At 65.4% G+C, this 13,164-nt stretch carries 12 protein-coding genes and 1 tRNA gene; 7 read left to right on the top strand and 6 right to left on the bottom strand.

What is annotated here, in order from left to right:
* Positions 1-221: 221 nt before the first annotated feature.
* From Q8P38_07310 to Q8P38_07320, 3 genes are all read left to right on the top strand, one after another.
* Complete coding sequence (locus Q8P38_07310) at positions 222-1,082, top strand: HAD-IB family hydrolase (GenBank protein ID MDP4014402.1); 861 nt, start codon at positions 222-224, stop codon at positions 1,080-1,082.
* 105 nt (positions 1,083-1,187) lie between these two features.
* Positions 1,188-2,396: an ornithine--oxo-acid transaminase gene (gene rocD / locus Q8P38_07315; GenBank protein MDP4014403.1), complete on the top strand. Its 1,209-nt coding sequence runs from the start codon at positions 1,188-1,190 to the stop codon at positions 2,394-2,396.
* A 95-nt stretch (positions 2,397-2,491) separates the two neighbouring features.
* Complete coding sequence (locus Q8P38_07320) at positions 2,492-3,577, top strand: alpha/beta fold hydrolase (GenBank protein ID MDP4014404.1); 1,086 nt, start codon at positions 2,492-2,494, stop codon at positions 3,575-3,577.
* Positions 3,578-3,589: 12 nt separating this feature from the next.
* Here Q8P38_07320 and Q8P38_07325 read toward each other — a convergent pair whose 3' ends face one another.
* Positions 3,590-4,222 carry a hypothetical protein gene (locus Q8P38_07325; protein MDP4014405.1) on the bottom strand — a complete coding sequence of 211 codons (633 nt, stop codon included), beginning with the start codon at positions 4,220-4,222 and terminating at the stop codon, positions 3,590-3,592.
* Positions 4,223-4,476: 254 nt separating this feature from the next.
* Here Q8P38_07325 and Q8P38_07330 point away from each other — a divergent pair, with 254 nt between their 5' ends.
* Positions 4,477-5,376 carry a type IV toxin-antitoxin system AbiEi family antitoxin domain-containing protein gene (locus Q8P38_07330; protein MDP4014406.1) on the top strand — a complete coding sequence of 300 codons (900 nt, stop codon included), beginning with the start codon at positions 4,477-4,479 and terminating at the stop codon, positions 5,374-5,376.
* A gap of 245 nt (positions 5,377-5,621) precedes the next feature.
* Here the strand turns inward: Q8P38_07330 and Q8P38_07335 are convergent.
* Positions 5,622-5,694: transfer RNA gene (locus Q8P38_07335), tRNA-Thr, on the bottom strand.
* A gap of 133 nt (positions 5,695-5,827) precedes the next feature.
* On the opposite strand from Q8P38_07335, the gene Q8P38_07340 reads away from it, so the two are divergent.
* Positions 5,828-6,586 (top strand): alpha/beta fold hydrolase, encoded by a 759-nt coding sequence (locus tag Q8P38_07340; GenBank protein ID MDP4014407.1) that lies wholly within the window; start codon positions 5,828-5,830, stop codon positions 6,584-6,586.
* Positions 6,587-6,760: 174 nt separating this feature from the next.
* Here the strand turns inward: Q8P38_07340 and Q8P38_07345 are convergent, their stop codons facing one another.
* Together Q8P38_07345 and Q8P38_07350 are read right to left on the bottom strand one after the other, a co-directional pair.
* Entirely contained in the window at positions 6,761-8,566 is a 1,806-nt protein-coding gene (locus tag Q8P38_07345) for a M1 family aminopeptidase (GenBank protein ID MDP4014408.1), read from the bottom strand.
* Between the two features lie 102 nt (positions 8,567-8,668).
* A complete protein-coding gene (locus Q8P38_07350; protein MDP4014409.1) occupies positions 8,669-9,538 on the bottom strand; it encodes a hypothetical protein in 870 nt (289 codons plus the stop codon).
* A 126-nt stretch (positions 9,539-9,664) separates the two neighbouring features.
* On the opposite strand from Q8P38_07350, the gene Q8P38_07355 reads away from it, so the two are divergent.
* Positions 9,665-10,162 carry a DUF2505 domain-containing protein gene (locus tag Q8P38_07355; GenBank protein ID MDP4014410.1) on the top strand — a complete coding sequence of 166 codons (498 nt, stop codon included), beginning with the start codon at positions 9,665-9,667 and terminating at the stop codon, positions 10,160-10,162.
* 85 nt (positions 10,163-10,247) lie between these two features.
* Here the strand turns inward: Q8P38_07355 and Q8P38_07360 are convergent, their stop codons facing one another.
* Together Q8P38_07360 and Q8P38_07365 are read right to left on the bottom strand one after the other, a co-directional pair.
* Positions 10,248-11,021 carry a CPBP family intramembrane metalloprotease gene (locus Q8P38_07360; GenBank protein ID MDP4014411.1) on the bottom strand — a complete coding sequence of 258 codons (774 nt, stop codon included), beginning with the start codon at positions 11,019-11,021 and terminating at the stop codon, positions 10,248-10,250.
* Positions 11,022-11,056: 35 nt separating this feature from the next.
* Positions 11,057-11,614: an inorganic diphosphatase gene (locus Q8P38_07365; protein ID MDP4014412.1), complete on the bottom strand. Its 558-nt coding sequence runs from the start codon at positions 11,612-11,614 to the stop codon at positions 11,057-11,059.
* Between the two features lie 141 nt (positions 11,615-11,755).
* On the opposite strand from Q8P38_07365, the gene dacB reads away from it, so the two are divergent.
* Positions 11,756-13,102, top strand: a complete 1,347-nt coding sequence (gene dacB, locus Q8P38_07370; GenBank protein MDP4014413.1) for a D-alanyl-D-alanine carboxypeptidase/D-alanyl-D-alanine-endopeptidase — start codon at positions 11,756-11,758, stop codon at positions 13,100-13,102.
* Positions 13,103-13,164: the final 62 nt, after the last annotated feature.

Raw genomic sequence — 13,164 nt, forward strand, 5'->3', positions numbered from 1 at the left:
ACTGACCGCCGAGCTGCTCACATTCACCACAACCAAGTCAGCAGCCGCCAGGAAACCCACCGTCACCGCCAACTCAAAGCGGGCATTCCCAGGCGAGGCAACGAAGACACGTAGGCGGGCATCTTGACATGAGGCAACAGGACTCCAACCCGGGACGTTGGTTACGATAGCGTAGGTTACGACACCGTAGCTCAGGCCCGCGCACATCTCGGAGTTCATGAATGGCCAATCAGACGCCAGGGAAGACGGCAGCCTTCTTCGACCTTGACGGGACCTTGATCCCAGGCTCAGCGAATATCCCCCTGGCCAAGGCCGCGTTCCGCGAAGGATTGGTGACGCCGGCGGAGCTTCTGCGAGACCTGCGCCACGGAATCTCGTTCCTGCTGCGCGGGGCCACGGACAAGCGCTCCGAGGAAGTGCGCGAACGGATTCTTCGCGCGGTGAAGGGGCATCCCGCCCGGGATGTGGAGGCCCTGGGGCGGCATTTCATTGGCGCTCTCGCCGCTTCGGTTCGTCCAGAGATGCTCAAGGTGCTGGACCTGCACAAGGGTCGCGGGGAGGACCGCATCGTGCTGTCCGCCAGCCCCACCGAGATCGTGTCCCGCTTCGCTGAGGTCCTGGGCATGGAGCTCGGCACAGGCACAACGGCCGAGCGGGACGAGGCGGGCTTGTTCACCGGTCGGCTGGCGGGCCCGTTCTGCTATCGCGACGGCAAGGTCGAGGTCATGAACGGGCTGGCGAATGACAATGGCTACGACTTGTCGCGATGTTTCGCCTACTCGGACTCGATGAGCGACGTGCCGATGCTTGAAGCGGTCGGCCACCCCGTCGTAGTCAATCCTGAGCCCGAGCTTCGTCAGCTCGCCATTTCCAGGAACTGGCCGATCATCGAAACCTCATCCGTGCCGAGGGTGCCGCTCACCTCTGTCCTAGGCCTGGCGCGTCTGACCGGCGGCCTGGCCAGGTCGGCGGCCAAGAAGACCGCTGCCCAAGTGAGCAAGACGGCGAGCGCCTCCAGCGCCCAGGCGCGAACCGCCAGGCGTGTCCGTGGCAGAACGGTGGCCTTCGAACGCCGGGGCTGACCTGACCTCGTGCCGGAGTGAACCGCACGGGGTAAGGGCTGGCATGCTATGAACAGCCTGCTTCGGCGACGCCGCGGTTCAACATCAGCTCATGGAGGTCGCGTTGTGAACACGCCCGCAGCCGAAGCGCTTCGCCGTCAGGAAGACCGGTTCGGGGCTCACAACTACAGTCCGCTCGATGCGGTATTCACCCGGGGTGAAGGCGTCTACCTGTATGACGTCAACGGAAAGCGGTACTTGGATTTCCTGGCCGCCTACTCGGCCGTCAACCAGGGACACAACCACCCAAGGATCGTCGCCGCCGCCATCGACCAGGTCCAGAGGCTGTCGCTGACGAGCCGGGCTTTCCGCAACGACCGGTACCCACCGCTGCTGGAGAAGCTGTGCGGGCTCACCGGGTTCGAACGGGCCCTGTTGATGAACACTGGCGCCGAGGCGGTGGAGACCGCGATCAAGGCCGCCCGGAAGTGGGCTTATGAGGTCAAGGGCGTCCCCTACCCCAATGCCGAGGTAATCGTGGCGGACGCGAACTTCCATGGGCGCACTACGACGATCGTCGGCTTCAGTTCCGATCCGGTCACGACAGGGGGCTTTGGGCCGTTCACGCCTGGGTTCAAGAGTGTGCCCTTTGGCGACCTGGCCGCGGTGGCGGATGCGATCACGCCCAACACCGCTGCCATCCTCATGGAACCAATCCAGGGTGAGGCCGGGGTGATCATCCCGCCGAAGGGGTTCCTGGCTGGGTTGCGTGAGTTGGCCGACCAGAACGACTGCCTACTCATGCTCGACGAGATTCAGTCCGGTCTTGGCCGCACGGGCAAGCTGTTCGCTTTCGAGCACGCTGGGATCCGCCCGGACGCGGTGATGATCGGCAAGGCCCTTTCCGGCGGTTGCTACCCCGTCAGCGCCTTCCTCGCGGGCAGCGAAGTGATGGACCTGTTCACGCCGGGCACGCACGGTTCGACCTACGGTGGCAACCCGCTGGCTTGCGCGGTGGCCGAAGCCGCACTGGACGTTCTGCTTGAGGAGCGGTTGATCGAACGCGCTGCTGAGATGGGCGTCTACTTCCGCGCGAAGCTAGATGCCATGTCCAGCGCGATCGTTCGTGAGATCCGAGCGATCGGGCTCTGGGCCGCGGTGGAGTTCACCCCTGATGCTGGCTCGGCGCGGCAGTACTGCGAGGAGCTGATGGAGCGGGGCGTCCTGTGCAAGGACACCCACGGCCTCACCATCCGCCTCGCTCCGCCGCTCATCGTCACCAAGGAGCAGCTCGACTTCGGACTTGGGCAGCTCGCCGAGGTGCTAGCGGGTTGAGTCGTTGGTGGCCCGCCTGTCTCCGTATCCGATGACAGGTGCCGGGTCGCTGCTCTGCGCGGGCGACGAGCCGGTTGACTGGCTACCGTTCAAGGATGGTGCGACGACTGCTCAGTAAGTCGGAGACTGACAAGATCGTCTCGGACGTAAGGAACATCTACCACTACCTGCTCGGCGGGGAGCTAGCGGACCTGACGCGGACGCCGTCCACGGTCATCTACGATGAGCCGCACTGCGCGATCCGCCGATATAACCCGACTGGCGAGCTTGATCCGTCAGCGCTGCCGGTGTTGCTGGTCCCCCCACTCGCCGCGCCGGCCACGTGTTTCGACCTGCGCAAGGGGTGCTCCGTCGCGGAGTTCTTCGTCGAGCAGAAGCGCCCTACCTACCTGGTCGACTACGGCCATGTGAGCACTCATGTTGACGCCGACATTGGGCTGGACAAGTGGATCGACCGCATACTTCCGTCGGCCATCCGGACCGTGGCGCAGGACGCTGGCGGCGTCGACTCGCATCTGGTCGGCTGGAGCCTGGGCGGAATCCTGGAGCTCTTCGCCATGGCCGCTCATCCTGATCTTCCGGTCGCGAGCATCGCCGCGATCGCCAGTCCGTTCGATTTCTCAAAGCTCTGGCTGTTACAGCCCGTGCGGATAGCCGCGGACGTAACCGGCGGCCGGATCGCCCCTACTCTCTTCCGGCAGATCGGTGGCGTTCCGGGCAAGATCAACGCCCTGGGCTTCAGGTTCGCTGACCCGATCCGTCTGGCGCAGAAGCCCCGCTTCGTCATGAAGATGCGAGACCGGCCCGATGTGCTGGCGCAGATTCAGGCGGTCGACGCCATGATGGACACGATGGAGGCCTACCCGGGCAAGACGATCACCCAGATGTACAAGGCGTTCATCACCAAGAACGAGATCGCCGACGGTGAGCTCAGAGTGGGCGATCGGGTCATCAGTCTGGATGCCGTTGAAGTTCCTGTCTTGACCATCGCGGGCGACGCCGACAACGTGTTCGGCCCCCAAGCATCGGTGGAGCACCTGGAGTCCTTGGTTCCAAATGCGCCCAGCTACCGCATGGAGCTCGCGCACGGCGGTCACATGGGTGTGTTGACTGGGGGTGGCGCCCGCGAGAGCACATGGCGCTACCTCAACGAGTTCGCCCTCGAGAATGACGGGCTGTGACGCTCCTACGCCCTACGCCCGGAACGACTGGACCATCTGGTCGAAGGTTGGTTGAAGGCCGGCCCATTTGCTGTCGGCCGCTTGCACGAGGATCTGGTACTCGATGTCACCGGCGAACAGGAAGTACGCGCGCGACTTGATCGTGGTGCCGTCGGTCACGAAGCTGACGTCGGCGACGAAGCCCGGGATCCCGTTGATCTCGACTGGTTTCAGGGGTCCAATTCGCATCGTCGGATCGGACGCTCGCAGTTGAGGAAGGACGCTGTCTTCCAGCTCGGCCTCGGCCAAGGAGATGTTCTCGCCGGTGATTGGTTGTGATAGCTGGTAGACGTTGACCACCATCGCGTCGCGGTACTGGCCGCCTGCCTTCGATCCGCTGGTGTCGAAGAAGGCGACAGACTCGGCCGAGCCGGCTCCGGCTTGTGCCCGCCAATCCGTCGCCTTGATCTGCCGGAACTGGTCGGAGTAGTCGAAGGAGAAGCCGTACTTGTCGTTGGTGTAGGTGTTGCCAAGGGAGGACTGCGCAGGGCCCGATGACGTCGGAGGTGCTGACGGGTCCGGCGTGGGACCGGACAGGGACACGGAGCAGCCAGCGAGGGCGAGCGCAGCGGACGCGGCGAGTGCAACGGCGGTTTTGGCGAACATGAAACAAGTGTGCTCGCTTGGGGGCACTTCATGCTCGGTGGGGGCCGGGTTGGGCGGCTCCGGGGCCGAAGCCCGCGCCGCCTCCAGCCCGTCCACCGCCCCAGGTGATCTTGTCGCGAAATTGGCCAAATGTGGCCGCTTCTCGTATCTGAAATGGCCGAAAGCGCGACAAGATCACGGGGAGTCCGTTCGCACGTCGCAGCCCTGTGGACAACGTCGGCACGGACAGCGCCGGACGAGGCAGAGTAGCTGCCGTGAACGACACCATGACATCCCGCACGCTGGACCTGGCAGCCCGTCAGAAGGGCTTGGTCCTGCGCGCTCAGCTGTACGAGATGGGCGTGTCGCCCCGAACGCTGCGCCGACGGATCGCCGAGGGACTGTGGCAGCCGTACAGCCGGTCGGTGCTTCGTCTCCGGGGGACGCCCGATGATCTGGCGACGAGGTCTCGGGCGCTCGGCATGCAACTGCCGGGCGTCGTCCTTACCGGGCCTTCGGCAGCGGCGTTGATCGGGACCGGGCCCTGGCTCGGGGTCGGGCTCGGGACTAGACCCTGCGCGGTTGGGCGCCCGCGCCGGGGGATCGCCGCGCGATTCGTGACCCACCCCGGGGTGCGTTCTCACGCCATGGCCACTTGGCGCCTCGCGAGGTCTGCCGACGTCGTGATCGATCTGCTGAGATTCCTTCCGGTCGCAGACGCGCGTTCTGTCGCCTATCGCGCGTTACAGACCCACGTCGTCTCGCTCGGGTTCCTCTATGAGGCCGCGTTGAGGCTGAATCGGCGCGCCGGGGCCGCCCAGCTTCGGCGGGTTCTCGTTGACGTGGGAAGCGGCGCTCGATCCGAGGCGGAGCTGCGGCTGGTCAAGCTTCTCCGATCGGCGGGAGTGACGGGGTGGGTGACGAACCTCCAAGTGCCGCTCAGCCGAGGAGTCGCCGTGCTTGACGTGGCGTTCGTTGAGCCGCGAGTTGCGGTGGAGGTGGACGGCCGGGCCTGGCATTCAGATGAATCGCGCTTCCAGGGTGATCGTCGTCGGCAGAACGCGCTCGTCAGAGCTGGTTGGACGGTGCTTCGGTTCACTTGGGAGGACCTGACCCAGCGTCCGGACAGCGTGATCCGGGAGATTCGGACCTGCATCTCTGCTCAGCCCGGGTGAAGCGCTGTCCGCTGGAGTGATGGGTTGACTCGGCCCGGGGCCTGCGCCATGGCTTGTGGTGATCTTGTAGCGATTCCGGCCACTCCAGAACGCGAAAGCGGCCATATTTGGCCGTTTTCGCAACAAGATCACTGGGAGGCGGCCTGGGGGCGTGGAACGCGGCTCCGGCCTGGGGCTCCGGCCTGGGGCTCCGGCCTGGGGAGTGACCCGCACGGGGCATGACGTGACAGCCGGTCGGACGAGCGAGCCGCCTGTCGGAGTCGAACCGACGACCTACGCATTACGAGTGCGTCGCTCTACCAGCTGAGCTAAGGCGGCGGGGCGCCCGGCTAGGGCGGCCAAAGCAGGATACAGGGCGCTAGGCAGCGCCGCGAGAGACAATCGGTTCGGCGATAATCGGAGGGACAGTCGCGGTAGGCGCTACTAGGCCAAGGGGTTGGGGGTGGGTGTCGTGAGATCCAGGTGGGTGCTCGTCCTGGTGGCCAGCGCCGTCTTGCTCGCGTCGGTCGGTGTCGCTGCTGTGTTGTGGTGGCCGCAGCCCGGCAAGACCGAGGCCGTAACCCCTGATCCTGGGCCCCAGGGCACCGTCATGCTGATTCCCGGATACGGCGGAGGCACGGAATCGCTTCAGCTTCTGCGGCGCAAGCTGCAGCGCAAGGGCATAAGCGTCGAGATAGTCGGGATCGGCAATGGGGAAGGTGACCTGCGGGTCTACGCGGCCAAAGTCGACCGTCGCGCGAGGCAACTTGTTCGCACGGGTCAGCCCCCGGCGGATCTGATCGGGTACTCCGCTGGAGGAGTCATCGCACGGATCGCAGCCTCGGAGTCCCCGGACCTGTTCCGGCGGGTCGTCACTCTAGCCACTCCGCACGAAGGGACCGGCCTGGCCGATCTTGGGGCGGCCGGTGGGATGTGCCCGACGGCTTGTCAGCAGCTCCGCCCGGGCTCGAACCTGTTGGCTAATCTGCCAGATCCAGCGACGCGGGACCTGTGGCTGTCGGTATACAGCGGCACTGATGACGTGATCCTGCCCCCGGCGTCTAGCGAGCTGTCGGGCGCGCGGATAGTGCGTATTCAGGACTACTGCTCGGGCACGGTGAGTCATAGTCAAGTGCCAACTAACCCTCAAGCCGTCGCGTCGGTGCTGGCGTTCCTCGCGGGCAGTCCCATCGTCGCGGACTGCGGCGATGCTGGGGTCGCCGCCGGGTAGACGCTGGCCGTAGCGGTTCGCGGCCGCGTGGTCCAGCGTCGCTTGTCACAGAAGCGGCCGTTCCCGACAGAAGCGCACGTTACGCAAGGAAACTACCGTTCAAACGGGCGCGTCTGTACCCCAACGAGTGCGTTTGTTCGGAACGGCCGCTTCGCCGGGGCAACGGACAACGACCTAGGGGCACTGCGCTGGCGTCAGCGTGTTCGCGCGGAAGTTAGACGAGATTGGCTGCTTGGCCAGCCACGCAGCGCTGAAGATTCCTGGGCCATGCGGATTGAAGACCAAGCACGATCGGAATTCGCTGGGATAGAGCGGTGACGGCGTGGTGTGGAAGTCGGCCAGCCAGCGCGTCTTGCCGCCGACCTTGACCTTGCGCGCCGAGTCGATGACGAGGTGATTCATGGGCGAGTAGCTGGTGATCGCCTTCCTCAGGCCAGCCACGACAGTGCCACGCTTAACCGCGGACCAGTTGGCGGCCGCTCGCAGGAGTTCAGTGCCGATCTCGGTGAGTACCTGCCTACGGCTCGGGTCTGCGGGCAGTCTCTGGTAGCCGGTGGAGCGTACCCACTCGTCGGCCCAAGGTTCCGCGCTCAGGCCCGAGAGTGCACTGATCCTGGCGACAGTGTCGTTCGTAGTAGTGGATGGGCCCAACGAGCCGGAGCCCAGGTCCCGGAGAACCCGCCAGAAGGTTGTCGCTCCCAGTTCTGAGCGCAGCGCGTGGACGGCTGCCTGCCCACGAAAATAGGGAGTCGTTTCGAGCAGGAACTTCGGCGTCGGGTCATTCAACGGCACGCGCCGGAACTGGCCGTGGCGCCGCTTGGCCCAGCCGTCCACGACGTACTGCTCGTGGACAATGTCGTCTAGCGATCGGCCCGACCTCTCAGCCGTTGCGACGTTCTCCAGGTAGGTGGCGAATCCCTCATGCAGCCACATGTCTCGGGCTGATCTCGCGGTGAGCGTGTTGCCGAACCACTGGTGGGCTTGCTCATGGACGATGGTTGACCGGCTGACGTAGTCCGACTGAGGACTGTAGGTAGGCCTTCCGGCCGTTTCCATCGCGGAGTCCCCGCCTGACACCACGATCGCCCCAGCGCTCGGGAACGGGTACTTACCGAGCCTGAGGGTCAGCCACTTGATCGCGGCCTTCGTCCGCTTGACCATCGTCCGGACCGACACCGGCGCCGAGCGCGCCACAGCGGTGAAGGAGGGAATCCCGGCGATCCGCCCGCGCCTGTAGTCGAAGGCATCCACTGCTACGACTTGGGCGTAGGGCTGGACCGGAACGTCCATCCGCCACACGCTGCGCACGCGTCCATCGCCCGAGCGTGAGATCCGCACCGATTTCCCGGTAGACACCCCCAGCAGGCCCTTCGGCGTAGTGATAGCAACGCGCCACTTGGCCTTGTCGTAGAACACGTCGTTGGACGGTATCCACGTGGACGTTCCGTCTGGCTCGGAGTACGTGACAGATCCGCCCGGAGTCTTCAGCCAGCCGTACTTACCCCGCCCTGACGGGTCAGTCAGCGGACGTGGCTTCGCTGAATACCTGATGCGGCTGGCGAACCGGTCGCTGGCCGCGATCGTGCCGAATCCGGAAACGATGAGCTTGCCCGCCCGCTGCCTGAACGTCGCCGCTCGCCCGTTCACGTCCACGGAGGCAACGGTCAAGCCCGCCTTGGCGTCGAGCGAGAAGACCCTCAGCGCGGACGTAGCTTTGGCCGCGACCACGGCTGTGGCTGACGAAATCCCGTGGCTCTTGGCGTCATAGACCAGCGCTACGCGATACCGCCTGACGTCGTAGCCGCGGTTCCCCGACCGGGTCAGGTAATCGTCGTATCCCCGCTTGAACGAGGCGCCAGCCGTACTCGCGGAGGATGTGCCGCCGACGCTCGCGGTAGCCCCGCCCGGAGACAGCGCGGCAACCATAGCGCCGACGACGAAGATCGCGGTCGCCAATCTGAGCGGCGGCGCGGCGGCCATGACACCGCCCTTCCGCGGCGAAGAGGGGGAATGAGATCCCCCTATGGGATCAGACTACGTTGCGCGGGGCCGTTCGGCCACGTCCCGAATGCCTCAGAAAGGTCACGAAATTCGCTCCTCGGCACCGCGCTCCGATGGTTCAGGTCCAGAGCGGAGCAAGCCCCGGGCCGACCCCAGGCGTTCGGCTATGTCGACTTGCAGCGAGGGCGCCTCGGGACGGATCCGCAACCAGGGACTGCCCTCGTCGGCCCATGTGACTTCCTCAAGACCGGGAGCCCAGCCCATCGGCGTATCCCGCCACTGGGAATAGGACACCTGCCACCCCGCGCCTTCGGTGCCCTCAGGGTCCTTCGGCCGCCACTCGACCGAGAAGCTCGATGGAAGACCGGTGTCGGGGTCGGCGGTCACAGACGCGATCAGCGGAGCCGCTGCCCGCCCGCCTGGGGCTACTTCGAGCGTCAGGCTGTCGTCCGCGGTTTGAGTCCAGCGCACCTCGGGTCTTCCCCAAACAGCCGGGACGAGCATCGCCTCGGACCACAGGTACGGCACCGCCGCGATGTCCAAGCCGGGCCCGGTGGTCACGTTGCCACGGACTTGGGAGATACCCCGCCCTATGACGTAGGCGTCCATCGCGCGCAGCACGGGTCGGCCGAACCACGTCGCCGAAAGTTCCGCGACGAACTCCTCCCCGAGCACATGTGCGGTGCGGAATTGGACCGGCAGCCACGGCGAGCGCCCGAGTCTTAGCCGGCCGCTGCCGACGAATTCCGCGGTGCTAGCGCGCGGTACGAGTCCTCGGAAGGCCGTGTTTATCCACTTGTGGAGCAGGTCCGGCCAGGCCGGGTCCGGAGGGTCATACTCCAGCGTCTCGATGGACTGCGAACGGGTCGGAAGCGGGGCCGGCATCCCGAAACCAGCGGCTCCCAAGCCGAAAAGCGCTGCGGCACCTGCCAGGAGTCTTGCGTCGGGCACAACATCCCCTTCCGCGTGTTGGGGACATCCTGCCCCAATGGTCCGCGCTCAGCAGGAATCGGGGGCCTTGCTTCGTCGATACTTCGTCACAAGCGCCCGATGGCGCCACCGCAAAGGAGGAGCCAAGTGTCGACACAGCTCAGCAAGATCGATCGCTACCCAGCGTCGCCGGACAAGCTCATCGCGATGATGCGGAGCAGGGATTACTTTGAGGCCAAGTACGCCCATCTTGAGGACATCAAGTTCGAGGTCACGAAGTTCGAGCCATCCGGGGACGGGGTCGCGGTCGAGGTGGACCGGGAAGTCGCGGCGGACATGCCGGACTTCGCCAAGAAGATTCTTGGCGAGACGAACCATCTGGTTCAGCATGAGACTTGGAGCAAGGACGGGGCCGGGTACTCATGCGAGCTCATCATCGACTCTCCTGGCAAGCCCATCACCATGAAGGGCTCGATGTCGATCGTGGCCGCTGGCGAAGGTGAGTCGGACTGGGCGCTAGACCTCGACATCCACTCCTCACTGCCGCTGGTAGGGCGCAAGATCGAGAAGATCGCTCACGACCAGACGCGGTCCGCCTCCGACAAGGAGATGGAGTTCAACTTGGGCTGGCTGGCAAGTCTCTGACGTTGGCTGACTGGCCACTGACGTTGGCTGACAGGGCGCGCCGGGCATGGCGGCCGAGCGGAGCTTCGGCCACGCGAAACTCCGCTCAGGGAAGCCAGTCGACCCGGTCAGCCAGCACGGCGTATCCGACGAACGCGACAGCGTCGATTAGGAAATGAGCGACGATCATCGGCGTCGCCCGGCGCCAACGTAGGAACAACCATCCGAACAGCAGACCCATCACCAGATTCCCCACGAATCCGCCAATGCCCTGATACAGGTGATAGAAGGCGCGTACTACGGCGCTGATAACGACTGCCCACCGCGCGGATACGCCCGACTGCATCAGCCGGTGGATCACGTAGCCCAGGACCACGATCTCCTCCAGCAGGGCATTCTCGGCGGCCGCCAAGAGCAGCACAGGGATGTCCCACCAGTTGCCCTCAAGCGTGACGGCGGCGATCTGGACACTGGCCCCGAATCGGAAGGCGGCCAGGTACAAGGCCAGCCCGGATAGGCCGATAGCGGCGGCTAGGAGCGCGCCCCGGCCCAGATCCCGGCGTGGCTGTGACGCGTCTACGCCTATGGACTCCATCGATTCGCCGGAAGATCGCAGCAGGTACGCCACGAGCACCACGACGCCAAGGGGCAGCAGGATCCCCGCCACCTGGAACGCCAGGTCGAGCCACGGGCGATCCGGGGTGTAGGGCGCGATGATCGACGCGCGCTGTTCGTCGAGTGGAACACCGGACGTGAGTCGTTCGATGAACACCAACGCGGCGCGCACAGCGGTCGCGCCGAGGGAAACCCACATGACGACCAGGACCTCAAGGCGCAGTCGTGCGGGCGACATGTCCACCGGCGTCGGGCTGGCGGTCATCAGGTGGTCACCTCCCGGTGCTCTCCGGCGGCTGCCTAGAGATCCGCGCCGTCCACTTCGCTGCCCTCCGCTTCGCTGTGGGCCAGGCGCCATGCCTCTCGCTCAGCTTCGCGCAGATCGTCATGGCGCTTGTACGAGTCTCGGATCTCCTGCTCGGCGGCGGCCCGGTTCACCCACGTCGCGCCCTCGACGGACTTGCCTGGTTCAAGTTCCTTGTAAACGGCGAAGAAGTGCTGGATCTCCATCCGGTCGAATTCCGGCACGTGGTGGATGTCGCGCAGATGCTCCACTCGGGGGTCGTTGGATGGCACGCACAGGACCTTGTCGTCCCCGCCCATCTCGTCGCTCATCCGGTACATCCCGAGGGCGCGGCAGTTGATCACGCAGCCCGGGAACGTTGGATCTTGGAGAATGACTAGGGCGTCGAGCGGGTCCCCGTCCTGCCCGAGGGTGTCGTCAACGAATCCGTAGTCATGGGGGTAGCGTGTCGACGTGAAGAGGAGGCGATCAAGGCGGATTCGATTAGTCGTGTGATCGAACTCGTACTTGTTGCGGCTTCCTCCAGGGATTTCGATGGTCACGTCAAACATCATGGGTTCCATTGGTGGCTCCTTGATCTGTTGGCGTTTCCGGGGGGTTCCCGCACCCGCGCTTCGGGATCATCCTGGTGCCTGGGAGCCCGAGTCGCCACTGGGTTGAGCCACTGAGCTAGAGGAGTTGGGTTGGGGGCGGTGATGCGCGCCAGGGGCAAGGTCCTGGCTGGGAGCATGCTTTTGCTGGCTGCGGCGGTGGTGGCCGCTCCCGCGCTGGCGGGTTCGGAGTCGGCGCAGGTACTCAAGCCCGCGGCTGTCCTTGACTCCCCGGCACCGCGTCAGGATCCCGCTGAGGTCTCCCGCCGCGTCGACAAGCTGGCCCGGGGGAAGGCGATGGGCAAGCAGGCCGGCACCGTCGTGGTAGATGCGACCAGTGGCGAAGTTCTCTACGACGACGACGCGGGATTTGCCATCATCCCCGCGTCCACCATCAAGATCGCCACTGCGGCCGCGGCTCTACGGCTCATGGGACCCGACTCTCGCCTGATCACCAAGACCACACGCGAGTCAGGCGACCTGTTTCTCGTAGGTGGCGGGGACGTGAGTCTGGCGACGGCTAGGCCCAAGTCCGAGCCCTACACCGCCGACAATCATCCATTCACCTCGCTGAGACGTCTGGCCAAGGACACCGTCTCCGCGCTGGAATCGCAAGGCGTGTCAAGTGTGCGCCTGAATGTGGATGATTCGCTGTTCTCGGGCCCGAGCTGGGGACCGGAGTGGCCGGCCTACTACAGGGGATCGGGCATCGTCGCGCCCGTGCAGGCCCTGATGGTCGATCACGGTCGCGCAGGCAGGTTCGGCCCCGCGGCCCCAGATCCGGCCAAGGCGGCCGGTGACACGTTCGCTGGTCTGCTGCGCAAAGCCGGGATCTCGGTCTCGTCAGTTGACCGAGGCACGTCGCCGTCGGGGGCTGCAGATGTGGCCGAGGTGCGCTCGGCGCAGCTGTACCGTCTCGTCGGCGAGATGCTCGCCCTTTCTGACAACGACATGGCCGAGAGCCTCTTCCGACTCGCGGGCATCGCGGCGGGCTTCGGGGGCAGCTTCGACGGGGGAGGTCGCGCGGTTACCAAGGCCTTGAGTGATTTGGGGATCGTGGCGCTGGGGGCGAATTTCGCGGACGGAAGTGGACTGTCCAAACAAGATCGACTCTCGCCCCGGGGCCTCGCTGACATCCTCTCCCGAGTCGTGCGCGGTGAGGACGACCTGTGGGCCATCGGAGTCGGGCTGCCGGTCGCTGGCGTGAGTGGCACCTTGAGGAACCGGTTCCGACAAGTGGACACGCGGGCTGGTGCGGGTCTGGTGCGGGCCAAGACAGGCACGTTGACGAGCATGAGTTCTCTCGCGGGGTTCGTGCGTTCGGCCAGTGGGCGGGTTCTGGTGTTCGCCTCGATCGCCAATGAAGCACGCTCATCAGCCGACGCCGGTCACGAGATTGATCGAATCGCTGCTGAGGTGGCGACCTGTGGCTGCTCTTTCCCGAAGGGCTGACGCCAGGTCTCAAGCCTGGCGCCGGGGGGTGCGACGGCCGGGTTGGCGCGCACGTATGGTCG

It is taken from the genome of Candidatus Nanopelagicales bacterium (assembly GCA_030700225.1).
In the GTDB taxonomy this organism is placed as follows: Bacteria; Actinomycetota; Actinomycetes; order S36-B12.